At 70.0% G+C, this 22,812-nt stretch carries 19 protein-coding genes; 12 read left to right on the top strand and 7 right to left on the bottom strand.

The genetic code is table 11. The features are described from left to right. The first annotated feature begins 35 nt into the window (after positions 1 to 35). Both ABJF88_13255 and ABJF88_13250 read left to right on the top strand, forming a co-directional pair. Positions 36 to 1,853 carry an ABC transporter transmembrane domain-containing protein gene (locus tag ABJF88_13255; GenBank protein MEP0547896.1) on the top strand — a complete coding sequence of 606 codons (1,818 nt, stop codon included), beginning with the start codon at positions 36 to 38 and terminating at the stop codon, positions 1,851 to 1,853. 68 nt (positions 1,854 to 1,921) lie between these two features. Further along, positions 1,922 to 2,350 carry an ester cyclase gene (locus tag ABJF88_13250; protein ID MEP0547895.1) on the top strand — a complete coding sequence of 143 codons (429 nt, stop codon included), beginning with the start codon at positions 1,922 to 1,924 and terminating at the stop codon, positions 2,348 to 2,350. Here the strand turns inward: ABJF88_13250 and ABJF88_13245 are convergent. Further along, positions 2,347 to 2,871, bottom strand: a complete 525-nt coding sequence (locus tag ABJF88_13245; protein ID MEP0547894.1) for a TonB-dependent receptor plug domain-containing protein — start codon at positions 2,869 to 2,871, stop codon at positions 2,347 to 2,349. The two genes, ABJF88_13250 and ABJF88_13245, sit on opposite strands and share 4 nt — an antisense overlap. Positions 2,872 to 2,988: 117 nt before the next feature. Here ABJF88_13245 and ABJF88_13240 point away from each other — a divergent pair, with 117 nt between their 5' ends. The 5 genes from ABJF88_13240 (at position 2,989) to ABJF88_13220 (ending at position 7,169) form a co-directional block, all read left to right on the top strand. Next, positions 2,989 to 3,471, top strand: a complete 483-nt coding sequence (locus tag ABJF88_13240; protein ID MEP0547893.1) for a peptidylprolyl isomerase — start codon at positions 2,989 to 2,991, stop codon at positions 3,469 to 3,471. Positions 3,472 to 3,533: 62 nt separating this feature from the next. Then, complete coding sequence (locus ABJF88_13235) at positions 3,534 to 4,337, top strand: CPBP family intramembrane glutamic endopeptidase (protein MEP0547892.1); 804 nt, start codon at positions 3,534 to 3,536, stop codon at positions 4,335 to 4,337. Between the two features lie 107 nt (positions 4,338 to 4,444). Continuing rightward, complete coding sequence (locus ABJF88_13230) at positions 4,445 to 5,347, top strand: SDR family oxidoreductase (GenBank protein MEP0547891.1); 903 nt, start codon at positions 4,445 to 4,447, stop codon at positions 5,345 to 5,347. 100 nt (positions 5,348 to 5,447) lie between these two features. After that, on the top strand, positions 5,448 to 5,615 hold the full coding sequence (locus tag ABJF88_13225; GenBank protein ID MEP0547890.1) for a DUF2256 domain-containing protein: 168 nt from the start codon (positions 5,448 to 5,450) through the stop codon (positions 5,613 to 5,615). Between the two features lie 120 nt (positions 5,616 to 5,735). Beyond that, complete coding sequence (locus ABJF88_13220; GenBank protein ID MEP0547889.1) at positions 5,736 to 7,169, top strand: PP2C family protein-serine/threonine phosphatase; 1,434 nt, start codon at positions 5,736 to 5,738, stop codon at positions 7,167 to 7,169. A 35-nt stretch (positions 7,170 to 7,204) separates the two neighbouring features. On the opposite strand, the gene ABJF88_13215 is transcribed toward ABJF88_13220, so the two are convergent. The 6 genes from ABJF88_13215 to purD form a co-directional block, all read right to left on the bottom strand. After that, on the bottom strand, positions 7,205 to 10,738 hold the full coding sequence (locus ABJF88_13215; protein ID MEP0547888.1) for a hypothetical protein: 3,534 nt from the start codon (positions 10,736 to 10,738) through the stop codon (positions 7,205 to 7,207). Positions 10,739 to 11,011: 273 nt separating this feature from the next. After that, complete coding sequence (locus ABJF88_13210; protein ID MEP0547887.1) at positions 11,012 to 12,613, bottom strand: PA domain-containing protein; 1,602 nt, start codon at positions 12,611 to 12,613, stop codon at positions 11,012 to 11,014. Between the two features lie 38 nt (positions 12,614 to 12,651). Further along, positions 12,652 to 14,232: a PA domain-containing protein gene (locus tag ABJF88_13205; protein MEP0547886.1), complete on the bottom strand. Its 1,581-nt coding sequence runs from the start codon at positions 14,230 to 14,232 to the stop codon at positions 12,652 to 12,654. 95 nt (positions 14,233 to 14,327) lie between these two features. Beyond that, positions 14,328 to 14,675: a tRNA-binding protein gene (locus ABJF88_13200; protein ID MEP0547885.1), complete on the bottom strand. Its 348-nt coding sequence runs from the start codon at positions 14,673 to 14,675 to the stop codon at positions 14,328 to 14,330. Beyond that, positions 14,672 to 15,607, bottom strand: a complete 936-nt coding sequence (locus ABJF88_13195; protein ID MEP0547884.1) for a hypothetical protein — start codon at positions 15,605 to 15,607, stop codon at positions 14,672 to 14,674. The genes ABJF88_13200 and ABJF88_13195 overlap by 4 nt, the downstream gene beginning before the upstream one ends. Further along, complete coding sequence (gene purD / locus ABJF88_13190) at positions 15,604 to 16,905, bottom strand: phosphoribosylamine--glycine ligase (protein ID MEP0547883.1); 1,302 nt, start codon at positions 16,903 to 16,905, stop codon at positions 15,604 to 15,606. The genes ABJF88_13195 and purD overlap by 4 nt, the downstream gene beginning before the upstream one ends. 341 nt (positions 16,906 to 17,246) lie before the next feature. On the opposite strand from purD, the gene ABJF88_13185 reads away from it, so the two are divergent. The 5 genes from ABJF88_13185 (at position 17,247) to ABJF88_13165 (ending at position 22,759) form a co-directional block, all read left to right on the top strand. Continuing rightward, positions 17,247 to 18,449, top strand: a complete 1,203-nt coding sequence (locus ABJF88_13185) for a hypothetical protein (protein MEP0547882.1) — start codon at positions 17,247 to 17,249, stop codon at positions 18,447 to 18,449. A gap of 296 nt (positions 18,450 to 18,745) precedes the next feature. Then, on the top strand, positions 18,746 to 19,711 hold the full coding sequence (locus tag ABJF88_13180) for a lysylphosphatidylglycerol synthase transmembrane domain-containing protein (protein MEP0547881.1): 966 nt from the start codon (positions 18,746 to 18,748) through the stop codon (positions 19,709 to 19,711). Continuing rightward, a complete protein-coding gene (locus ABJF88_13175) occupies positions 19,711 to 20,913 on the top strand; it encodes a glycosyltransferase (protein ID MEP0547880.1) in 1,203 nt (400 codons plus the stop codon). Before ABJF88_13180 ends, ABJF88_13175 begins: the two co-directional genes overlap by 1 nt. Next, positions 20,910 to 21,599 carry a polysaccharide deacetylase family protein gene (locus ABJF88_13170; protein ID MEP0547879.1) on the top strand — a complete coding sequence of 230 codons (690 nt, stop codon included), beginning with the start codon at positions 20,910 to 20,912 and terminating at the stop codon, positions 21,597 to 21,599. The genes ABJF88_13175 and ABJF88_13170 overlap by 4 nt, the downstream gene beginning before the upstream one ends. Further along, positions 21,596 to 22,759: a glycosyltransferase gene (locus tag ABJF88_13165; GenBank protein MEP0547878.1), complete on the top strand. Its 1,164-nt coding sequence runs from the start codon at positions 21,596 to 21,598 to the stop codon at positions 22,757 to 22,759. The genes ABJF88_13170 and ABJF88_13165 overlap by 4 nt, the downstream gene beginning before the upstream one ends. The last annotated feature ends 53 nt before the right edge of the window (positions 22,760 to 22,812 follow it).

The following is a 22,812-nucleotide window of genomic DNA, read 5'->3' as shown; positions in this document are numbered from 1 at the left end:
GCGGGGGCGGTTGCTGAGGCGACCGCCCCCTGCCTATGGCCCTGACCGACCGAAAGGACACGAAGGACGACAAAGACGCCCCCCGGCCCCCGCTCGGCCGGATGTTGCGGCGCATCCTGAGCTACGCTCGACCGTACCGCGTCCGGCTCCTCGCAGCGCTCGGCCTCTCCGTCGTCGGCTCGCTCGTCTCGCTCGTCGTCCCCCTCGGGCTGCGCGAACTCCTCGACGCCGTGTTCCAGAACGGCGACCGGGGGACGCTCGACTTCCTCGCCCTCGCGCTCTTCGGCCTCTTCCTCCTCCGCACCGCCGTCAGTTTCGTCGGCTCGTACTGGATGGCGTGGGTCGGCGAGCGGATCATCGCCGACCTGCGGCAGCAGATCTACGCCCACCTCCACCGGCTCGACCTCCGGTTCTACACCGGCAGCCGGACCGGCGAGATCACGTCGCGGCTCACGAACGACGTCGGCAGCCTCCGCTCGGCGGCGACGACCGACCTCAGCCAGCTCGTCTCGCAGTCGCTGACGCTCTTCGGTTCGGTCGCGCTGATGCTCGTGCTGAACTGGCGGCTCTCGCTCGTCGTGTTCGGGACGGTGCCCGTCGTGATCCTGCTCTCGCGCTACTTCGGGGCGATCGTCCGCCGCTACGCCCGGCAGATCCAGGACCGCCTCGCCGAGACAACGGCGATCGCGGAGGAGGCGATCTCGGGCGTCCGCGTGGTAAAGGCCTTCGCGCGCGAGGCCTATGAGACCGGCCGCTACGGCGACGCCGTCGAGGACCTCTTCGGCACGTCGCGGCGGCAGGCGCTCATCAGCTCGGCGTTCTGGTCCGTCGTCGGGCTGCTGTTCTTCAGCGTGCTCGTCGCGATTTTCTGGTACGGCGGCGTCGAAGTCCTCGCCGGGCGGCTGACGGCGGGCGACCTCGTGGCGTTCATCTTCTACGCCTTCTCGATCGCGCAGAGCGTCGGCATACTCTCACGGCTCTACACGTCGTACAGCTCGGCGGCGGGCGCGTCGGAGCGCGTGTTCGAACTCATCGATACCGAGCCCGAGATCCGCGACGCGCCGGACGCCCGCCCGCTCCCGCGCCTCGACGGCCGCGTGACGTTCGAGGCCGTGACGTTCAGCTACGACGCGGGCCAGCCGATCCTGCGCGACGTGTCGTTCGCGGTCGAACCCGGCCAGACCGTCGCCCTCGTCGGGCCGAGCGGGGCGGGGAAGACGACGCTGATGAACCTCATCCCCCGGTTCTACGACCCCGACGCCGGGCGCATCCTCCTCGACGGCCACGACCTCCGCGACGTGCAGACGCTGACCATCCGCGACCAGATCGGCCTCGTCTCGCAGGAGATCCAGCTTTTCGGCGCGTCGATCGCCGAGAACATCCGCTACGGCCGGCTCGACGCCAGCGACGAAGACGTGCGCGTCGCCGCCGAGACAGCGAACGCCGCAGGGTTTATCGAAGCATTGCCTGAGGGCTTCGCAACCGAAGTCGGCGAGCGCGGGGTGAAGCTCTCCGGCGGCCAGCGCCAGCGCGTGGCGATTGCCCGCGCCCTCCTCAAAGACCCGCGCATCCTCCTCCTCGACGAGGCCACGAGCGCGCTCGACTCCGAGAGCGAAGCGCTCGTGCAGGAGGCCCTCGACCGCCTGCTCCGGGGCCGCACCGCGTTCGTCATCGCCCACCGCCTCTCCACCGTCCGCGACGCCGACCGCATCCTCGTGCTCGACGGCGGCCGCATCGTGGAGGACGGCACGCACGCCGAGCTGATGGCACTCAACGGCCTCTACCGCCGCCTCGCCGACCTCCAGTTCCGCGAGCCCGCTGGCGACCTCGCGCCCGTGCCCTCTCCGTCGTAACGAACCCACGCGCCGCGCGCCCGTTTACGCTACCCCTTTCTCCTCTCTCTCCCTCTTCTCCCCTCTCCATGACCGACAAGCAGCGCAACCTCGACCTCCAGAAACAGTGGGGCGACGCCGTCGCCAGCGGCGACCTCGACAAGCTCGACGACATCCTCGCCGACGACTTCGTGGACCACGACCCCGGCGACCAGAGCCCCGACCGCGAGGGCGTCAAGGCGTTCTTCCGCGGCTTCCGCCAGGCCTTCCCCGACCTCAAGCCGGAACCCATCGAGCTACACGCCGACGACAATGGCTACGTCACGATGCGCTACAACGTCAGCGGCACGCACAAAGGCGAGTTCATGGGCTTCGCCCCGACCGGCCGCCGGTTCGAGACCTCTGCCATGCAGATGGCCCGATTCGAGGACGGACAATGCGTCGAGCGCTGGGGCGTCACCGATCAGCTCCAGATCCTGAAACAGCTCGGCCTCGTCGACGTGCCGAACGACGATTAATCCACCTGCATCCGGCTCCAGACGAGCAGGGCCCCGCACGTCCGGTCGTACCCCGGCGCGTGGAACCCGGCCGGGATGTCTGTCGGTCCCCGGTAGACTTCGACGGCCGCGGTGTCTTCGACCGATAGCTCGTCCACGTTTCGGATCGTGGTGTACGTCCCGTCCACGAACACGGCGAGCGGGCAGTGGCCGGGGCTCCGCCCGCTCACGACGAGCGCGCCCGCGCCCTGCTCAATCACGTTGATTCCGGGTACGATGCGGAGCACGTCGCTGAGCCGGAGGCTCCGTGCCATCACTGGATCGGACCGTGTTGCGAACCACCCCACGCCGGTAGCCCGGCGTCGGTAAAATCCGCGCCGGGCGAGGTGCTCGTCCTCCGCTCGCTGCGCGGCGATGCTGTCGGCTGCGGTGGGGGCCGACTGCGCCCGACACTCGGGGACGCTGCCGAGCGCGAGGAGGACGGCGAAGATCAGACCGACCGGGCGAAGCAGGTAGCAGAGCATGAGGGCGGAGCGGTGCATGGGGTACAGGATAGCGCCGTATCGCCCGTCGCCCAACAGGGGCACGCCGTTTCGCCGAACCCGCCGTCCGTTCCTCCGTTGCAGTCCCTTCCCCTCCTCACCCAACCACTTCCCCGCATGGCTACCTCCTACGACAGCCCACCCGCGATGCAAATCGACACCGACAAGAACTACACGGCGACGATCGAGACCGGCAAGGGCACGATCGAGATCAAGCTCTACGCCGAGCACGCGCCCAAGACCGTCAACAACTTCGTCTCGCTCGCGCGCGACGGGTTCTACGACGGACTCACGTTCCACCGCGTGATCCCCAACTTCATGATCCAGGGCGGCGACCCCGACGGCAACGGCCGAGGCGGCCCCGGCTACCAGTTCGAGGACGAGGTCCGCGACAACCCGCTCAAGCACGAGACCGGCTCGCTCTCGATGGCGAACGCCGGCCCGAACACGAACGGCAGCCAGTTCTTCATCACGCACGCCCCGCAGCCCCACCTCAACGGCCGCCACACCGTCTTCGGAAAGGTGATGGACGGGCAGGACGTCGTCGATGCCGTCGAGCAGGGCGACACGATGGATAAAGTGACGATCACCGAATCCTAGAGTGCCCCGCATCTCTGCTTCCGTCGGGACGTACTTCTGTGCGTCCCGACTTTTTTATGACGATGCCTGATTCCTCTCCCTCGCCTTCCAGCACGCCCGGCCCCGCGTGGCTCGACCGCCTCCCGCTGCGGCCCGGCCGGCGCGAGTACGTCGCCCTCTCGCGCACGGCGACGTACAGCTTCCTCGCTGCGCTCCCGCTCCTCGTCGGCTACCACGTGCTGATCCTCGTCGCGAACGCGGGCAGCGGGCCGGTGCAGGTCCGCGTCGGGGCCGAGGTGTGGATCACGCGGCTGCTGGCGTGGTTTGGCGCGACGGGGATGCTCGCGCTCGGCGTCGCCGTCCTCGTCGCGGGACTCGTCGTGTTCGTGGCGGAGCGGAAGAAGGACATCCCGATCCGGCGGCGGTATTTCGGGTGGATGGTGGCCGAGAGCCTCGTCTATGCCGTTGTGCTCGCGGCCCTCGTCGGCTACGTCGTGGGCGTGCTCTTCGCCGTGGCGCCCGACGTGATGGCGGCGCAGGTAGGACAGCCGGGGCGGTTCATGATGCTGGCACTCTCGCTCGGGGCCGGGATCTACGAGGAGCTGGTGTTCCGCGTCTTCCTCGTCGGCGGGCTGTTCGCTGCCCTCCACCGGCTGACGCCGTGGACGCGGGGCCGGGCGTACGTCGTCGCCGCGCTCGTCGGCGCGCTCGTGTTCAGCGCAGTCCACTACATCGGCCCACTCGGCGACCCGTTTGCGCTGCCGTCGTTCACGTTCCGGTTTCTCTTCGGGCTCGCGCTCAACGCCGTCTTCCTCGTCCGCGGCTTCGGCATCGCCGCGTGGACGCACGCGCTCTACGACGTGCTCGTCGTCACGCTCGTCCAATAGTCCGTCCGCCGGTGGACAGACCCGGTGAAGACGCGCGGGTTAGGCGAACCCGCGCCGCGTTGCGCCGTTTAGCCCGCTCCCTTCCCCTCTCTCATCTCCCCCCTCTCATGTCCGACACGCCGAACCAGTACGCCATGCAGGACCCGCGGACGCAGTATCCGCAGCCCCCCTTTCCCCGTCAGCCGCAGGACGCCCCCGGCACGATCGAGAAGATGGAGCCCCGCCCCGACCACGGCGAGGACAGCTACCGCGGCTTCGGCCGGATGACGGGCCGCAAGGCGCTCATCACCGGCGGCGACTCCGGCATCGGCCGCGCCACCGCGATCGCGTATGCCCGCGAGGGCGCCGCCGTCGCCATCAACTACCTCCCGAGCGAGAGCGACGACGCCGAGTCGCTGCAAGAGCTGATCGAGGGCGAGGGCGGCACGCTCGTCCGCCTCCCCGGCGACCTCACCGACGAGGCGTTCTGCACCTCCCTCATCGACGACGCGCGCGAGGCCCTCGGCGGGCTCGACGTCCTCGTGATCAACGCCGGCAAGCAGCAGTTCCAAGAGAGCATTCTCGACATCACGACCGAGCAGTTCGACCAGACGTACAAGACCAACGTCTACGCGATGTTCTGGCTCGCGAAGGCCGCGATCCCGAAACTGCCCGCCGGTGCCTCCATCATCAATGTCTCGTCGATTCAGGGCTACAAGCCGTCGGCGAACCTGCTCGACTATGCCTCGACGAAGTGGGCAATCATCGGGTTCACGAAGGCGCTCGCCAAGCAGATGGCCGAGCGCGGGATCCGCGTCAACGCCGTCGCGCCCGGCCCGTTCTGGACACCGCTCCAGCCCTCCGGTGGCCAGCCACAGGACAACATCGAGGAGTTCGGGTCGAGTGTGCCGCTCGGGCGCCCCGGCCAGCCCGCCGAGATCGCGCCGACGTTCGTCTTCCTCGCCACGCAGGAGGCCGGCTACATCACCGGCGAAGTCTTCGGCGTCACCGGCGGCAACCCGACGATGTAGTCCTCGGGCGGACGCCGAACGAACAATGCGGGCGGGCGGAGATTCTTTCTCGGTCCGCCCGTTCGCGTTGTGTCCCAGCTCGCCCCCATCCCCGCAGCCGATGGCCCACCGTAAACCCCACCTCCCAACGAAGGTCTGTCCGGTCTGCAGGCGTCCGTTCGCGTGGCGGAAGAAGTGGGCGCGTGACTGGGACCGCGTCGTCTATTGCAGCGAGCGGTGCCGCCGCGTGAAAGCGCCGGCCGTGATCGGTAGGCCCGGCCCCCGATAGGAGAGCCTGGCAGCAGCGCTAAAATTTCACCGTCGCCGCGCCACATAACGACGGCGGGCTACGTCGAGTCTATTTTCCCCAACCCCTTGCACGCCGAGGGTTGCGCCTCAGGCCGCACCGATGGATCACGCCGCGCTCCACCCGCTGACACTCCGCTTCGCCTCGCCCGACCGCGAAGCGAGCTTCCGGCGAGATTATTACCGGAAGTCCGTCCGGCTCGTCCGATTGGCCATCCTGCTCGGCTGCGGGCAGTACGCCCTCTTCGGCTTCCTCGACGCCGTGATGATCCCGGACTCCCTCGCCGAGGTCCGGGTGATCCGCGTGGTGGTGTGCTCCCTCCTGCTCGTCCTCCTCGGGGTGACGTACACCCGCGCGTTCACGGCGCGGACGATGCAGCGGATCGTCAGCCTCGTCCCGCTCGTGGCCGGCATCGGGGCCGCGGTCCTGGCCTACGTCGGGCAGGACCCGAACGGGTACTACGACTACTACGCGGGGCTGATGCTCATCCTGTTCTACGTCCACGCCCTCCTGCGCCTCCGCTTCGTCTACGCCACGGCGGTGAGTTGGGCCATCATCGGGATCTACTACCTCGTGACGCTCCTGCTCATCCCGACGCCGCTCCACGTCCTGACGAACAACGCGTTCTTCCTCGCGTCGGCGAACACCAGCGGGATGGTCGCCAGCTACGCCCTCGAGTTCTACGCGCGGAAGCTCTTCGCCAAGAACCAGGTGCTCGACGAGCAGAACCGCGTGCTCACGGCCGAGCACGCGCGGAAGTCGGCCGAGCTCGACGCCAGCCGCCAACTCCAGATCTCGCTCCTCCCGCGCGCCCTCCCCGCCCTCCCCCACGCCGACCTCGCCGTCCATATGGAGACCGCCACCGAAGTCGGCGGCGATTACTACGATGTCGACCTCGCCGAGGACGGCACGCTGACCTTCGCCATCGGCGACGCGACGGGGCACGGGGCCGAGGCCGGCGTGATGGTGACGGCGACGAAGATGTTCTTCGCCTGCCGCTCGGCCGACGACGACCTCCACGAGATCCTCAGCCACGCCTCGGGCCCGATGAAGCGGATCGGGCAGGGCCGGCTGTTCATGGCGCTCGCGCTCGGGCGGCTGCGCGGGGACACGCTCGAACTCGCCGGGGCCGGGATGCCGCACGCGCTCATTCACCGCGCCGCCACCAACACCGTCGAGTCGGTCCCGCTCAAAGGGATGCCCCTCGGCGGCTTCGCCGACTACCCATACACGACGCAGGCGCTCCGGCTCGACCCCGGCGACACCGTCGTGCTGATGAGCGACGGCTTCCCGGAGCTGTTCAACGACGCGGGCGAGATGCTCGGCTACGGCGAGGTCGAAGCCCACGTCCGGGCGGGGATCGCCGGCTCGGCCGACGCCCTCATCGCCCACCTCCGCCGCGTCATGGCCGACTGGAACGGCGGCCACCCCCTCCGCGACGACGTGACGTTCCTCGTATTGCAGATGAAGCCCGAGCTGGCTCCGTCAGATGCCGCCCGGCCGCTCCCGCGCCAGCTGAGCCACGTACCAGCCTGAGCAACGCACGGCATCCGAGCCGGCGCCCTGCACCATCAGAACACGGCGCTGAGTTGGACGCGGACGTTGTGGATCACGGGCGCCTCGGCGGGCGCGCGGCCCTCGTAGTTCAGCGAGGCGCGGAGGAAGCGGTTGATGCTGTACTGCCCGCTCGCGCTCCACAGGTACGACACGCCGCGCCCGCGCCGCTCGGTCAGTTCGAACGCCGTCTGCCCCACCGCCTCGGGGCCGTCGAGACGGACGTCGGCGCGCTCACCCTGCAAGAGCAGTTGCAGCCGGTTCGCCACGGCAATGCGGGCACGGACAGGGAGCAGGAGGATCCGGGCCGTCCGCTCTTCACCTGCCACGTCGCGGTTGCGGGCGTAGCGGACGCCGCCGGTGAGCGAGAGCGCCGGGCCGAACCGCCACGTCGCCTCGGGCTCGACCTCGACGCCGCGGATGTCGAAGCGCCGCGAGGCGAACGGGCTCTCGGACTGGCTGCGGTCAAACGCGCCGCGTAATCGTCCGGTGAGCGGGCCTGAGAGCGCGCCACGGATTTCGGCCTCGGCCTGCTGCACGAGCCGCCGTTCGAGCCCCGTCGCGAGGCGGTTCGTGCTGCGGAGGTGCTGGCCGAAGAGCCGCCCGCCGTAGCGCGTCTCGCTCGGGAAGAACGCGAACTCCTGCCCGACGCGGAAGCGGCCGTTGAGCGTCGTCACGGGGTCTTGCAGCGCGCTCGGGCGGAGGAAGTAGACGTCGGCGAGGTCGGGCTCCTCGGACGTCTCCTGCACGTCGAGCGTCGTGAGCGAGGTGACGTTCGCGAGCGCGCGCCGCCACCCCGTCACGTCGCCGTCGAAGAGCCGCGCCGGATCGAGCCGGAGGCGGACGCGGCCCTGCACGCCGATCGTCGGGATCAGCTCGTCGCCGGGGACGAAGGTGCGGAGGTAGTCGCCTTCGAGCGGCGTCACCTCCTCGCGGAACTCGTCGAGTTGGGGCACGCCGTCGCCGTTCGCGTCCTCCCACACGTACTCGCCGAGCTCCTGCCCGACGAGGAGGTAGATCTCCTGCAGCACGGGCGAGCGCTCGGTCTGCGCCTCGTAGACGGTGTTCAGCTCGACGGCCCGGGCGAGCGGCGACCACCGGTTCGTCCACCGCAGCACGACGCTCTCGTTGTCGAGCAGCCCTTCGCGCTGGAAGGCGTCGGTGTAGCTCCGCGTGCGGTACGCGACCTGCGCCTCGGTCGTGTACGTCGCCGACGGACGGAAGCGCGCATCCGTGCGAATCGTGTACACCGTGGCCGCGTCGGCGAACGCGCCGCCGAGCGGGAGTTGCTCGTCACGCCACTCGACGCCCGCCCCGGCCGTGAGCGTCGGGCTCACCCACTGCACGCCGGGCCGGACCTCGACGAACGCGAGCGCATCCGCGACGAGGCTGTCCGTGCCGAGCGCGCGTTGGTCCCGCCGCTCCTGCTCGACTTCGACGAAGGGCACGAGCCGGTCCTGCAAGACGGGATAGTCGATGCGGCCGAGTTGGCGGAGCCACTGCCCGTCCTCGGCGGCGAAGCCGTTCTCGGAGTCGATCACGTCGAGCCGGTATGCGAGGCCCGGCAGGCGGTCCGGGCGGAGGGCGAGGTCGAGCGCACCGCGCTGCCCTCGGAAAAGGTCGCCGATCTCGATCTGCCCCGCCTCGGCCTGCACGAAGGAGGTCTCGGCGAGGTCGAGCCGGACAAACCCCTCGGCCGTCGCTTCGGCGAGCGTGTCGAGCCCGGCGAAGCCCGCGCCCGCCCGCGACACGTTCCACTTCCGGTTGAACTCGACGGGCCGAATCCGGCTGAGCGGCCGGAACTCGTCCGCTTTGTAGCGCCCCACGACCTCGGCCGAGAGCCGCCCGAACTCCCGCTGGCCGAACTGGAGCGGCGTCGGTTGCAGGCGCAGCCCGGCGTAGTACGCCCCGCCGCCGTCGTTCGCGGTTTCCCCATCGCTCAGTCGATTCGGGTCGTTCGTGGAGCGCGCAAGCTCGCCGAAGAGTTCGAGCCGGGGCAGGATCTCGACGTTCGCCGTGAGGTCGAGGACCTGCTGGAGCGCGGGCTTCGGGAGGATGCGGAGCGGGACGTAGTCGCCACCCGTCGGCCCGACCCACTCGTAGAGGATGCCGTTGACGGCGCGGCCGGCGCGCTGATACGTCCCGGTGCCGGGCGTGACGCGCGAGAAGCGGACGCGGAAGACGGAGTCGGCGGCGGCGGTTGCGGGGACGAAGATGGCGTACGGCACCCCAGCGAAGAGGGTGTCGCGGCGAGTGTAGAGCACGAACGGGCTCTCCGGGTCGAACGGCACGCGCTCTTCACCGGGGCGGACGGCGGGCGCGTCGCCCGAAGCGGCGATGAGGTCGAGGTCGGCTTCAGTGAGGCCGAGTTCGTCGGCGAACGCCGCGCCGTCGGCTTCGCGGAGGAGCGTGCCGCGGATGCGCGCGCGAGCCGTCCCGTCGGCGCGGGGCCACAGCCGCGCCTCGGCCTCGGTCCCGATGACGGTCCGCGTGAACTCGCTCGTCGTGTACTCGAAATCGACCGTGATCCGGCTCTCAGACGTGACCAGTCGGCGCGGGCTGAACGTGACCTCGCCCGTCGCGTAGTCGATGACGTAGTCGGCCGCCTCGCCGCGCGTGAGGAGGAGGCCGTTGAGGTAGACCCGCTCCGAGCCCGCGATGACGATGATGAATTGCTCGCCGTCGCGCCCTTCCAGCCGGTACGGCCCCTGCACGCCCTCGACAGCGACGATGTCTTGACTCTGAAACAGCCCCCGCGCCGTCGCCCCGGCGACCGTCGCTTCGCCGCCCGCGAACACGCCACCGAGCGCCGGAGCCCGCGCGGTGACGGCCGCGCCCTGCAATTTGCGGACGTACGGCGCGAACTCGGTCCCGGTGAACGCCACGTCGATGTCGCCGAGCCGGGCCTGCCCGCGCCGCGTGTCGAGCTGGACGTAGACGCGGTCGAAGTCGGAGAGCCGCTGCGTCGTGCCCTCGGGCTGGATCGGCGTATTCTCGTCGGTGAGCACGGCCTGGACCTCGACGCCGTCGGCGATATCGCCGGAGAGCTCCATACGCAGGCCGGACTCAATCGATACGTCGCGCCGGTTGCCGGCGACGATCCCGCGCGAGATCGACCCGCGCCGCCGCAGCCGGGGCGCCTCGGCGAAGAGCGGCTCGTCGCGGGGGTCGCGCACGGCCTCGACCACGCGCCGCCGCCCGAGCGTGTCGGTCTCGGCCTCGACGCGCCGCCGCGCGAACGTCCGGTCGAGGTCGGCGAATGGGAGCGTGCGGTAGACGGCGACGAGCGTGTCGGTGACCTGCGGGCGCGGGTCGAGCGTGAGTCGGAGGTCGCCGGAGCGGGCGTCGAGCGCGAACTGCGTCGTGTCGAGGCGGACGCGGTTGAGCCGGAGCGCGAGCGTCTGCGGGAGGACGAACGGGCGGAGCTTCAGCGGCTGCCGGAGGTCGAGCGTGTCGCGGAACGCGCCGAGGTCGCCGTCCGCCACGGGCGTCTGTGCGAGCGCGGGCGCGCACACGAGGGCGAGGAGGAGCGGGAGAAGTCGGCGGAGCATCGGTCGTTCGCGGCGGCGGGGCCGGGCGCGGACAGCGGGAGCGGGGAGTAACGAACGACCGGGGCGATTCCTCGTGGCGTGGGCGGGGCCGCTAAGCTAGCCTCTGCGGCGCGGCGCGGCAAGGCGGTGCGCGCCCCCCCGCCGCGCTCGCGGTCGCTCATTCCGGGACGCGTCCCTCCGTTCACTCCCGGCAACGCGCGGCTGTACCCTTGAAGGGGGGCAGTCCCGTGAGCGCTGAGTGCGAAGCACGATGCGAACGGGACGGGGGGTCCATCACCGCACGACCGTCACCCGCTGCGTGAGTTGCACCGTCCCCGCTTCCAACCGCGCGACGTAGACACCGCTCAGCAGTGCCGATGCATCGAACGTTACCGCCTGCTCCCCGGCCGGGCGCGCCCCGTCCACGAGCACGGCCACCTCGCGCCCGAGCACGTCGTAGACGGCGAGCCGGACGCGCTGCGCCGTCGGCAGCGTGAACGGGATCGTCGTGCGATCCGCAGACGGGTTCGGGTAGGCTGCGTCGAGAGCGAAGGCCTCTTCCGGCACGCCGTCCTCCGCCGCCACCGTCACCGCCGCCTGCGCCGCCGCCGCGCTCGCGACGATGTCGCTGAGGCCCGTTCCCGCGAGCATGGCGAACCGGGCGTTGACGGCGTCCCCCGGCGCGAGGTCGAACGGCCCGACGCCGACGACCGTGCGCGCGTCCTGCGGCTCACTCAGCGCCTCGCCCTGCATCGTGAGCCCCGCGAAGAGGCTGGGATCGGTGGCGTCCTCGTCCGTCGCCAGCGTCCACCCCGACACCCCATCGACGTCGAGGGCCGCCACGCCGAAGTAATTCTCCGACGTGCCGCTGTCATCGTAGACGTAGAGGAGGTTCGTGCTCGCGTCGAACCCGCCGAGGTTCTGCCCGGCATCGCCCACCTCCCAGTCGGCAAAGAGGCCGACGTAGATACCAGCAAGGTCGCCATCTGTCGTGTTCGTCACGCCGAGGTCGAGGACGATGAAAGCGTCTCCTTCCCTGGTGTATGCGCTCGCCACTACCCCTTGAGCCGAAGCGTACGACGCCGTCAATGCGCGGTCAAAATTCTCAAAAGGAGGAGCAAATGGGGGAGCTACGAAATCCAGAGACCCCCACTCGTACTCCGACTCGCTCACGTAAGGACTCCCCGTCACGGTCGTGTCAGTCTCGCTAGCCTGACCGACGAGCACCGAAGCGACGGCTAAACCATTCTCTCCTCCCTCGGCTCCATGAAACCTAAAGCCTGAGTTGCAGAACACGTTCGGCGCGGCACCCACGAATCCATTGCTGTAGAGGAATGTCGTAACGGGACCCGTGGAGAGCGCATTGCCCGTGGGTTCGCAGAGGCGCGCGGAGTAGAGGGTGACGATCTTGGGGAAATCCAATTCGGTGAGGATGGCGAGCCCGCTGGCTCGCGAGATAAAGACCGCCCGGATCGTGCACCCCTCTTCTTCGTCGCAGTCACCGCCCATCTGGACGAGGGACTCGTCTTCGTTCCCATTGCGGTCGTCGTTGTAGACCACGACGGCCACGGCCCCCGCCGCGGCGGCGTTCTGCACCTTCACCACGAAGGTGCACGTGCCCCGCAGAACCATCGCGACGTTGCCGGCGACGTCGTCCGCGTTGGTGAGCGGATCGCAGCCCTGCTCGGCCGGAGCAGTCTCGCCCGTTCCCGCGACATGGACGAGCGTGTCGGGTCCAATGACCAGGCCGCTCGGGAACCGGGGACCGAAGTTGGCTCCCCAAGCACCATACGTCGCGCCGGCGACTTCGACGTTGACGGTATCCGCCCCTTGCGCGAGGGCTAGCGCCGGCGCGAGGGTGGAAAAGACGAGCAGCGCGTAGCGGACGGTTGTCATCGATTCATCTCCCTGTGAGCGTGCGGTGGGCGAGCACCCTAGCGGACGACGGTGAGTGCCTGGGTGAGCCGCATCGCCCCTGCTTCGAGCCGTACGAGGTACACCCCGCTCGGCAGCGCCGCCGCGTCGAACGCCACCGCCTGCTCCCCGGCCGGGCGCGGCCCGTCGACGAGGACGGCCACCTCGCGCCCGAGCACGTCGTAGACGGCGAGGCGTACGCGTTGCGCCGTCGGGAGGTCGAACGGGATCGTTGTGCCCTGCGCGAACGGGTTCGGGTAGGCAGACCCGAGGACGAACGTGCCCTCCGGCGTCGTCGCCTCCGCAGAATCGATAATGACAAAGAAGCCCTGTGCGGTGACGAGGAGATCCTCGATGTCCGTACCGCCGACGAAGGCGAAGAGTGCCACAGCGTTCGTCCCCGCCGCGATCGCGTAGGGCCCGGTGCCGATCACGACCGCGCGCTGGGCAGGGTCGGGGCTGATCTCTACTTCTGACGTGAGCGCTTCCCAGAGTTGGGCGTCGTCGGCCGTTGCGGCGACGGTACTGTACCCGGAGAGGTCCGGCGCTGTGATGGCCACTAGGCCGAAGAAGGGCGCAGCCTCAACTGGGTCGAAGACATACACGAGGTTGAGATTCTGCTCGAACCCCGCCGCGTCGTCGTCCCACGTCGTCCCCGCATCGAAATCCGCGAAGAGACCGAGGTAGGCGTCCGAGATGTCGCTGCCCGAGATGTTTTCCACCTCAAGTTTGACGATCACGTAGGGATCGTTCTCCCGCGAGTACGAGCGCTCCATCACGCGAATGCCGAGGTCTGCGTTCTCGAACGCCGTCACGAAGCCCTGGTCGAAATGGTCGAACGGAGCTGGGAACGGAGGCGCGATCGGCGTGACCTCCGATACCGCCGTCCACTCGGACCCGCCGCGGTAGGGGTTCGACACCACCTCCCCGTCGATGCCGACGAGCACGCTGCTGACGAACAGCCCCTGCTCGCCGTTGAAGACGAAGCCCGTCCCGTCGAACTGGGCATCGGTACCGAGAAACCCATAGTCGGTCACGTCGAACTGTACGACGCCCGTGTTGTGGGTGCCGACGGAGGGGGGCGGCGGGGGCTCCGTGACCCGGATCGGAATAAGCGTGACGATCTTGGGAGACTCTAATTCGGCGAGGATGTTAAGCCCACTTCGGTAGGAGATAAATACAGCAGGGACCGAGCACACATCGGGCTCGCACTCCCCACCCATCACGACGATACCGGGTTTGTCATCCACGTCATTATAGACGATGACAGCCGCGGCTCCAGCCGCTACCGCGTTCTGGACTTTCAGCACGAAGGTGCACGTGCCGCGCTCGACCATGGCGATGTTCCCTTCCACCTCGTCCGCGTTGACGAGCGGATCGCAGCCCTGACCGGCCGGCGCCGTCTCGCCACTCCCGGCGACGTGCACGAGGGTATCGGGGCCAATGGTAGTGCCTGGCTGAGGGAATCGGGCACCGAACGTGGCCCCGTAGCCAGGATATTGAACCCCGTTGTGCTCGACGCGGATGCTGTCTGGGCCTTGCGCGAGGGCGAGTGCCGGAGCGAGCGCGAAGAGGAGGGCAGAGATTCGAATCGTGCGCATGGCACATACCGGACGAGGAGAGGACACCGCGCACGGCGGCGCACGGCTCTCCCAATTAAACCTCCTGACCGTACCAAGTCAAGATGCGCCGCCCGTCACGCCACGCGTGTGCCGTCGGCGACGGGATGCGTGAGGGTGAGCAGCGTCGTGCCCGCCGCATCGCCCACGGCGCCGAGCACGAGCACCTCGGACTTCACGCCCGCCACCCGCTTCGGCGGGAAGTTGAGCACGGCGATGACCTGCCGCCCGACGAGGTCGTCCGCCGCGTACCGCTCCGTAAGCTGCGCCGAACTCGTCCGCGTCCCGAGCGGGCCGAAGTCGATCTCTAACACGTACGCCGGCACGCGCGCCTTCGGGTTCAGCGCCGCGCTCCGCACCGTCCCGACGTGAAGCTCCACGCGGAGAAAGTCGTCGAACGTGATCTCGGCGGGCGAATCGGTCATGGCAGCATTCCGGCGTCGTAGAGCCGCGTCGCGGTGAGCAGGATGAGCCGGCCCTCGCTCCCGGTCACGTCTACGAGCGGCTCGGAGAGCACAACTGCAAGCGTGTCGAGCAGCCGCCCGTCGAGGCCGTAGACGAGCAGGCGGCGCGGCAGCACGAGCACGAGCCGGTCGCCGACGACGGCGACGGCGCGGAGGTCGCGGGCCGTGCCGTCGGCGATGCGGCGGAGGTAGAGGCCGAAGCGGTCGTAGACGAGCACGGCGGCGTGGCCTCGGTCGGCGACGAAGAGGCGGCCGTCGGGGCCGAGCGCGAGGTCGACGGGCTGGCTCAGCGCGCCTTCCCCCGCATCGAGCCCGCCCACGACGCGGTCGAAGCGCCGCTGGTCGTCCCAGCGGACGACAAGGCCCTGCACCTCTTCGACGGCGTAGACCTCGCCCGAAACGGCGGTGGCGACGGCGATCGGTCGCCCCTGCCCGGCGCCCCGATCCGCCGCCGGCGTGTCTCGGAAGGCGCGCTGGCGGGCGTCGCCGTCGCGGAGGTCGGAGGGGACGGGGAGGCTGGCGAGGAGGCGGCCATCGCTGGAGAACCGTTGGATGCGGGCGTTGCCCGTGTCCGCGATGTCGAGCCGGAGACCGTTCGTCGGGTCGAGGTCGGAGGGATCGAGGAGGGCGTAATCGCCGGTGCCCGGCCCGCCGAGCAGGCCGAGCGGCAGGCCCTTGGCCGTGAGCGTGACGACCGTCGCCGCGCCCGCGTCCACGACGTAGAGCCGCCCCGCCGGGTCCGAGCCGAGCGCGCGGGCATCCTCGAAGATGGGCCCGAACGGCTGCGCCGCGAGCGTGTCGGCCGGCGCCTCGTCGCGCGGCGCCTCGACCGGCCGGGGCGCGCACGCCGCGAGCAGCACGGCGCACAACAGCGCGAGCGTGAGCCGCCTCATTCCGCGACGGCCTGCTTCGCCTCGGCGGCGCGGCCAAGCCCCTTCTGCCCGATGTCGCGGCGGAACTGCACGCCCTCGAAGTGGAGCGCGTCGACCCCGGCGTAGGCCGCGTCGAGCGCGTGCTGCAGATCCGGCCCGAAGCCGGTCACGCCGAGCACGCGGCCCCCGGCCGTCACGATCTCGCCGTCGCGCTCGGCCGTGCCCGCGTGGAACACGACGGTGTCCTTCGGCACGGCGTCGAAGCCGGAGATCGCGTGGCCTTTCGGATACGCGCCCGGGTAGCCCGCCGAGGCGAGGACGACGCACGCCGCCGTCTCCTCGGCTACGGTCACGTCGACCTCGCCGAGACGATGCGCGCCGAGCGCTTCGAAGAGGTCGACCACGTCGGAGGCGACGAGCGGGAGGATGACCTGGGCCTCGGGATCGCCGAAGCGGCAGTTGAACTCGACGACCTTCGGCCCCTCGTCCGTCATCATCAGCCCGACGTAGAGCACGCCACGGTACGGCGTCCCCTCCTCGGCCATGCCTTCGAGCACGGGTCGCACGACCTGTTTTTCGACGGCGCGGAGCACCGACGGCGTCACGACGGGCGCGGGCGCGTAGGCCCCCATCCCGCCCGTGTTCGGCCCCGTGTCGCCCTCGCCGATGCGTTTGTGGTCCTGCGCGGGCGGGAGGAGGACGTAGTCGGCCCCGTCGGTGAGCACGAAGACGCTGGCCTCCTCGCCGCGCATGAACTCTTCGACGACGACCGTCGCGCCGGCCTCGCCGTAAGCCTCGTCGAGCAGCATCTCGCGGAGCGACGCGCGGGCCGCGTCGGCGCTCTCGCAGATGTGGACGCCTTTGCCCGCCGCGAGCCCATCCGCCTTCAGCACGACGGGGAACGAACCGGCCTCGACGTAGGCGACGGCCGCGTCGTAGTCGTTCGCCGTGAACGAGCGCGACGCGGCGGTCGGGATGCCGTGGCGCTCCATGAAGGCTTTGGCGAACTGCTTGCTCCCTTCGAGCTGCGCCGCCGCCGCCGTCGGGCCCACGACGGCGAGGCCGGCGGCCTCGAACCGGTCCACGAGCCCGGCCACGAGCGGCGCCTCCGGCCCGACGATCGTGAGGTCGACGGCATGCTCTTGTGCGAAGGCGAGGAGGCCGTCCACGTCGCTCGCGTCGAGCGCGACGTTCGTGGCGAGCGCGGCAGTGCCCGCGTTGCCGGGGGCGCAGGTGAGCGTGGGGCGGCGGGGGCTGCGGGCGAGGGCGTAGCACAGCGCGTGCTCGCGCCCGCCGCCGCCGATGATCAGGACGTGCATGGGCGTGGCGATGGGGAGAGGGCGAGCCGCAAGATAGGGCGTCGAGCGAACGAGCCGGCGCGAATAGACGGACGCCGGGCAGTTGGCACCGCCTATATTTGACCGATGCTCGCTCTCTTGCAAAGCCTAGCACCTTAGTCATCCTGAACACAGTGAAGGATCTCGAACGCGAGGTCTGAACCGTCGCTACCGACCACGACAGCGCGCGAGAGTGGCGGCGAGATGGGCTTCGCCGAGCCTTCGGGTTCTTCGCGTTCGCTCAGGATGACACTTCTTTGAGCTTTGCAATAGGGCGGCCGACGCTCTCCAACAGTCTTCTCCCGGACGCGCACTGCCCCTCCATGCTGCTCTGCCTCCTGCTGGCGCTCCTCCTCCCCCTCGCTCCGCCCTCCCTCGTCCCCGCCGACACCACCGACGACGGCATCGAAGTCGGCTTCCGCATCATCCCCAACGCGTTCTACTCCTCGACGAAAGGGTTCGGCGTCGGCGGAGGCGTCGCGCTCAAAAACGTGTTCGCGCCGGGGACGGAGCTGTTCGTCACGGCGCAGGCGATGCAGCGGTTCGGGCGCTACCGCGCGGCGTTCTTCACGAGCGACCCGTTCGAAGCGCCGCTCTATACCGGCGTAGCGGGACAGTACGTGACGGATCAGGTCTACCGGTTCTACGGCCTCGGCCCGCAGTCGAGCGCCGACGACAACGTGTTCGTAGACCTCGAACGCGTCGAGGCCGAACTCCGCGTGGGGTGGTACCCGCTCGGGACGGGGCCGCTCCTGCTCCAGCCCGTCGTCCGCCTCCTCCACACGAACGTCCACTCGTTCCGCGACCGCGATCCCGACGCCTTCCTCCGCCTCGACGCCGCTTCGCAACGGACGCTCTTCGAGTCCGTCAACACGCCGACAACGGGGGTCACGTACGGGCTCGAAGTCGCCGTCGACACGCGCGACAAGCCGCGGTACAGCTCGCGGGGCGCGCTCTTCCTGCTGACGGGGCGGCGCTACGACGGGCTCGGCGACGACGCCTTCCGCTACTACGCCGGGACGGCGAGCGCCTACGGCTTCGTCCCGCTCCCGGCCGAGCGCCACGTCCTCTTCGGCCGCGCCATCCTCGCCCTCACGCGGCCCATCGGCGACGACGTACTCCCGTTCTACGCCCTCCCCGTGCTCGACGACGACCTCCTCGACGCCTACACCTCGACGCGCTTCCACGGGCACGATCTCCTCGTCTTCACCGCTGGCTACCACTTTCCCCTCCTCACGCTCCTCGACTGGTTCGCCTTCGACGCGAACGTCGCCGTCAGCGCGGCGAACGCCTACGACGACGTGTTCGAGCAGTTCGCCCCCGGCATCGCCTTCGGGACGGACTTCTCGGATGAGGGTACGCGGACGCGGCTCCGCCCCGCGCTATCGCTGGGCCTGCAGTTCGTGAACCTCGAACGCGAGCGCGTCGTGATCAGCGGGCAGGTGGGGCTCTCGCCCGAGGGGTTCCGGCTGGGCACGGTGCGGCTGGTCTACGAGATCCGCGATCTCTACCCAGTCGTGCGCTGACGGCTGAGAGGGGGCGACGATCGGGGAGACGACGAATCGGGGACGGCGACGAATCGGGGACGGCGACGAATCGAGGACAGCGACACGGAACGCGCCGTCTCTTCCACCCTTCCTCTCTTCCACCCTTCCTCTCTTCCACTCTTCCTCTCTTCCACTCTTCCTCTCTTCCACTCTTCCGCTCTTCGACTCTTCCGCTCTTCGACTCTTCCGCTCTTCGACTCTTCCGCTCTTCACCCCGTCCCCTGCGCGACGGCTCTATCTTCTCGGCCGATCTCCCCACCCGCCCCGTCCGCCGCGTGCGCTCGTTCGCCTTCTTCGTCCTCAAGCTCGTCCTCGCCGTCGCGACGGTCGTGTACGTGGCGCACCTCGTGGACGGCGAGGAGATCCTCGCGGCGACGCGGACGGCGAACGGGTGGTGGATCGCGGCGGCGCTCGCGCTCCTGCCCGCGAACGTAGGGCTGGAGGCGTACCGCTGGCACCGGCTCGTGCGACGGATCGCGCCCGACGTGCGCTTCGCGGAGACGCTCGCGGCCGTGCTCAGCGGCTACCCGCTCGGGCTCGTCACACCCGGCCGCCTCGGCGACTACGCGGGCCGCGCCTTCTACCTCCGCGACGCCCCGGCGTGGGAGCTGGCCGCGCTCACGTTCGCCGAGCGCATGGCGACGCTCGCGTGCAGCCTCGTCGTCGGCCTCGCCGCCCTCGTCCCGTTCCTGCTGACGCGGACCGATGTGCCGGCGCTCGCGTGGGCGACGGTGCTCGGCGTTGGACTCGTCGGCACGGCGGCGTTCGTCTACCTCCTGCTGCACCCGCGCATCGCCCGACGGCTCCTCGCGCTCGTCGTCCCGCAGCGTTTCGCGCACCGCCTCGCCTTCCTCGACGCCTTCGACCGGCGCGATGCGCGGTCGCTCCTCGCGCTCTCGGCCGTCCGCTACGGCATCTTCTCGGCGCAGTTCGTCTTCCTCGTCTTCGCCTTCGCCCCGGCGGCGAGCTGGCTGGCGGCGGCGGGCGGCGTGGCGCTCGTGTTCTTCGCCAAGAGCGCGATCCCGTCGTTCACGCTCGCCGACCTCGGCATCCGCGAGGGCGCGGCGGTCTACTTCATGGGCGCGCTCGGGATCGCGGCGGCGGCGGCGTTCAACGCGGCGTTCCTGCTGTTCTGCGTCAACCTCCTGCTGCCGTCGCTCGTCGGCCTGCCGTTCGTGCTGAAGCTGCGGCTGACGCCGGACGACGGCCCCGTGCCCGCGCCGGTGGAGGTCCGCTCGTGATGGGCGTATTCGCGGCGATCCTGCTTGGGTCGGGGTTGGTCTACGCCCTCGCGATCGGCAGTTTCGCCGTCGGCTTCCGCCGCGTCGTGCGGGAAAGGGAGGACGGGCCCTCCCCACGTCCACACCTCCACACGTCCACACCCCCACACGTTACCGTCATCGTTCCGGCGCGCGACGAAGCGGCGTCGATCACCGCCTGCCTCGACTCGATCTTCGCCGGGGACTACCCCGAGGACCGCTTCGAAGTCCTCGTCGTCGACGACCTCTCGGGCGACGCGACGCCGGACCTCGTGCGTCGGGCGATGGCGCGCTACAACGAGGCCGCCATCCCGGCCGGGTTCGAATCGGACGATGAGCCACCGCGCCTCCGTCTCATCTCGATGCCGGAGAACGAGGACCGCGCCCGCGCCCACAAAAAGCGCGCGATCGAGAAAGGCATCGAGCACGCGCGCGGCGAGATCATCCTCACGACCGACGCCGACTGCACGGTCCCCCCCGGCTGGATTCGGACGATGGCCGCGACGTTCGACGACGGCACGGCGCTCGTCTCCGGGCCGGTGCTCTACCCGACCGGCAGTCCGGCCGCGGACGTGGCGGCGCTCGAATTCCTCGGGCTCGTCGCCGTCGGCGCGGGCGCGATCGGGATCGGCCGGCCGAACCTGTGCAACGGGGCGAACGTGGCGTACCGCAGGGACGTGTTCCACGACCTCGGCGGGTTTAGCGGGATCGACCACCTGACCTCGGGCGACGACGAACTGCTGATGCAGAAGATCGCGTACACGACGGACTGGCGCGTCCGCTTCTGCCCCGACCCCAACGCCGCCGTGCTGACGGATGCGCCGGACAGCCCCGGCGCCTTCTTCGAGCAGCGCCGCCGGTGGGCGTCGAAGGGCGCGCACTACCCGCACCCCGCGCTCGTCGCGCTCATCGGGGCGATCTACACGTTCTACGTCGTGCTCCTCGGCGGCCTGCTCGCGCTGCCGTTCGTGCCGGGGCTGGCGCTCCCGCTGCTGACCGGGTTCGCGCTCAAAGCCCTCCCCGAAGCGGCCCTGCTCGGCCCTGCGTGTCGCCATTTCGGACGCGCTCGGTTGATGGCGTACTTCCTCCCCGCTCAACTCCTCCACCTCCCGTACATCGTGGCGATGGGCGCGGCCGGCGCCCTCGGCGGCTACGAGTGGAAGGGCCGGCGGATCGACCGATGAGCGCGCTCACGCTTTTTCTCGGCGCTGCGGCCCCGCGCACGGCGGCCCGCCTCTTCCCCGACCTCCTCTGGCGGCGGAACGACGGCTCGCGCACGCTCTACCTCACCTTCGACGATGGCCCCGACGAGGCGACGCCCGCCCTCCTCGACCTCCTCGCTCGCTATGAGGTCCCGGCTGCGTTCTTCCTGCTCGGTGCCCCGTCACGCCGCCGCCCCGACCTCGTCCGCGCCATCCGCGACGCGGGGCACGTCGTGGGGCAGCACACCGACACGCACCCCGACCCGTGGAAGACGCCCGCCGCGACCGTCACCGCCGAGATGGAGCGGGCGACGGCGACGCTGGAGGACGTGACCGGCGAGGCCGTGCGGTGGATGCGGCCCCCGTACGGCCACTTCACGTTCGCGATGCGGGCGTGGTGCCGGGCGCGCGGGCAGCGGATGGTGATGTGGGACGTGATGCCCGGGGACTTCCTATCTTCGGCCACTGCGGAGGTCGTCTTTCAGCGCGTCGTCGGGAGTGCGCGGCCGGGCTCCGTGATCGTGCTGCACGAGGGGGGACACGCCCGGCGCGTGACGCCGACGGCCCTCGCCCGCGCCCTCCCCTACCTCCTGGCCGACGGCTACCGCTTCGCCTCGCTCGACCCTGCTTCGTTCGACCGCGCCTCGCTCGACCGCGCCCCCGCATGACGTTCCTCCTCCTTCCCACCGCCATCTACGCCGCGCTGATGCTCGGCCTCGCCGTGCTCACGGCCCGGCTGTCGCGGCGGCATCGGCCCGTGGCGACGGCTCCACTCCCGCGCATCGCCGTGCTCGTGGCGGCGCGGAATGAGGAGACCCGGCTCTCGCGCTGCCTCGACGCCCTCCTCGCGCAGGACTACCCCGCCGACCGGATCGACATCTTCGTCGCCGACGACCACTCGACGGACGGGACGGCGGCCGTGATCGAGCGCTACCGCGTCCGCACCGCCGCCGCCGTGCTCGCGGGCGACGACCTCGACGACGACCAAAGCGGGCCTCCGGCCGTGCTGCCAACCGTGCACGCCGTCGACGTGCCCGCGCCCTACGGCACGCTCCGGGGCAAGGCCCTCGCCATCCACTCCGCCGTCGAGGCCTGCGACCACGACATCCTCCTCGTCTCCGACGCCGATTGCGCGCCGCCGCCGGAGTGGGCCCGCAGCCTCGTCGCCTACTTCGACGACCCCGAGACGGGGATGGTCTGCGGCCAGACGTACATCGACACGCCCGATGACCGGCTGAGCGAGTTGCAGGCGCTCGACTGGGCGTACCTCCTCGCCGTCTCCTCCGTCCTCGCCGAGGCCGGCCGGCCGCTCACCGCGATGGGTAACAACATGGCGTTCCGCCGCTCGCTCTACGAGGCCGTCGGCGGCTACCCCGCGCTCCCGTTCTCGGTGACCGAGGACTACATGCTCTTCAAGAGCATCCACGAGCAGACCGACGCCCGCCTCCGCTACCCCGCCGACCCCGCGCTCCGCAACGTCACGCTTCCGCTCCACCGCATCACCGACGTGTACCAACAGCGTCGGCGCTGGGCGCGCGGGGGAATGAAAGCGCGGCCGGCGGTCTACGCCGCGTACGCCCTCACGCACCTCGCACACCTCCTCCCGCTAGTCGGCCTGTTCGTCGCGCCGGGCCCCACGCTCGCGGTCCTCGCGGTCAAGGTCGGTGCGGACTTCGCGGTGCTCTGGACGGCCCTCGGCCCGAGCCGGCGGCGCGGACTGCTGCGGACGTTCCCCGCCTTCGAAGCGTATCTGTTCTTCTACCTCGTCACGCTCCCCACCGTCCTCCTCTTCTTCCCCGAGATCAACTGGAAGGATCGGAAGCTTTAGGTGTGGACGTGTGGACGTGATTTTACTCCCACCCCTCCGTACCCCCACACGTC

It is taken from the genome of Rhodothermales bacterium, assembly GCA_039944855.1.
Classification (GTDB): Bacteria; Bacteroidota; Rhodothermia; order Rhodothermales; family JANQRZ01; genus JBBSMX01.
This window is presented reverse-complemented; position numbering and strand designations above follow the sequence as displayed.

Bases quoted from the DNA above. Each gene is read 5' to 3' on its own strand.
- ABJF88_13255 (MEP0547896.1), top strand. From the start codon at position 36: ATGGCCCTGACCGACCGAAAGGACACGAAGGACGACAAAGACGCCCCC.
- ABJF88_13250 (MEP0547895.1), top strand. From the start codon at position 1,922: ATGACCGACAAGCAGCGCAACCTCGACCTCCAGAAACAGTGGGGCGAC.
- ABJF88_13245 (MEP0547894.1), bottom strand. From the start codon at position 2,871: ATGCACCGCTCCGCCCTCATGCTCTGCTACCTGCTTCGCCCGGTCGGT.
- ABJF88_13240 (MEP0547893.1), top strand. From the start codon at position 2,989: ATGGCTACCTCCTACGACAGCCCACCCGCGATGCAAATCGACACCGAC.
- ABJF88_13235 (MEP0547892.1), top strand. From the start codon at position 3,534: ATGCCTGATTCCTCTCCCTCGCCTTCCAGCACGCCCGGCCCCGCGTGG.
- ABJF88_13230 (MEP0547891.1), top strand. From the start codon at position 4,445: ATGTCCGACACGCCGAACCAGTACGCCATGCAGGACCCGCGGACGCAG.
- ABJF88_13225 (MEP0547890.1), top strand. From the start codon at position 5,448: ATGGCCCACCGTAAACCCCACCTCCCAACGAAGGTCTGTCCGGTCTGC.
- ABJF88_13220 (MEP0547889.1), top strand. From the start codon at position 5,736: ATGGATCACGCCGCGCTCCACCCGCTGACACTCCGCTTCGCCTCGCCC.
- ABJF88_13215 (MEP0547888.1), bottom strand. From the start codon at position 10,738: ATGCTCCGCCGACTTCTCCCGCTCCTCCTCGCCCTCGTGTGCGCGCCC.
- ABJF88_13210 (MEP0547887.1), bottom strand. From the start codon at position 12,613: ATGACAACCGTCCGCTACGCGCTGCTCGTCTTTTCCACCCTCGCGCCG.
- ABJF88_13205 (MEP0547886.1), bottom strand. From the start codon at position 14,232: ATGCGCACGATTCGAATCTCTGCCCTCCTCTTCGCGCTCGCTCCGGCA.
- ABJF88_13200 (MEP0547885.1), bottom strand. From the start codon at position 14,675: ATGACCGATTCGCCCGCCGAGATCACGTTCGACGACTTTCTCCGCGTG.
- ABJF88_13195 (MEP0547884.1), bottom strand. From the start codon at position 15,607: ATGAGGCGGCTCACGCTCGCGCTGTTGTGCGCCGTGCTGCTCGCGGCG.
- purD (MEP0547883.1), bottom strand. From the start codon at position 16,905: ATGCACGTCCTGATCATCGGCGGCGGCGGGCGCGAGCACGCGCTGTGC.
- ABJF88_13185 (MEP0547882.1), top strand. From the start codon at position 17,247: ATGCTGCTCTGCCTCCTGCTGGCGCTCCTCCTCCCCCTCGCTCCGCCC.
- ABJF88_13175 (MEP0547880.1), top strand. From the start codon at position 19,711: ATGGGCGTATTCGCGGCGATCCTGCTTGGGTCGGGGTTGGTCTACGCC.
- ABJF88_13170 (MEP0547879.1), top strand. From the start codon at position 20,910: ATGAGCGCGCTCACGCTTTTTCTCGGCGCTGCGGCCCCGCGCACGGCG.
- ABJF88_13165 (MEP0547878.1), top strand. From the start codon at position 21,596: ATGACGTTCCTCCTCCTTCCCACCGCCATCTACGCCGCGCTGATGCTC.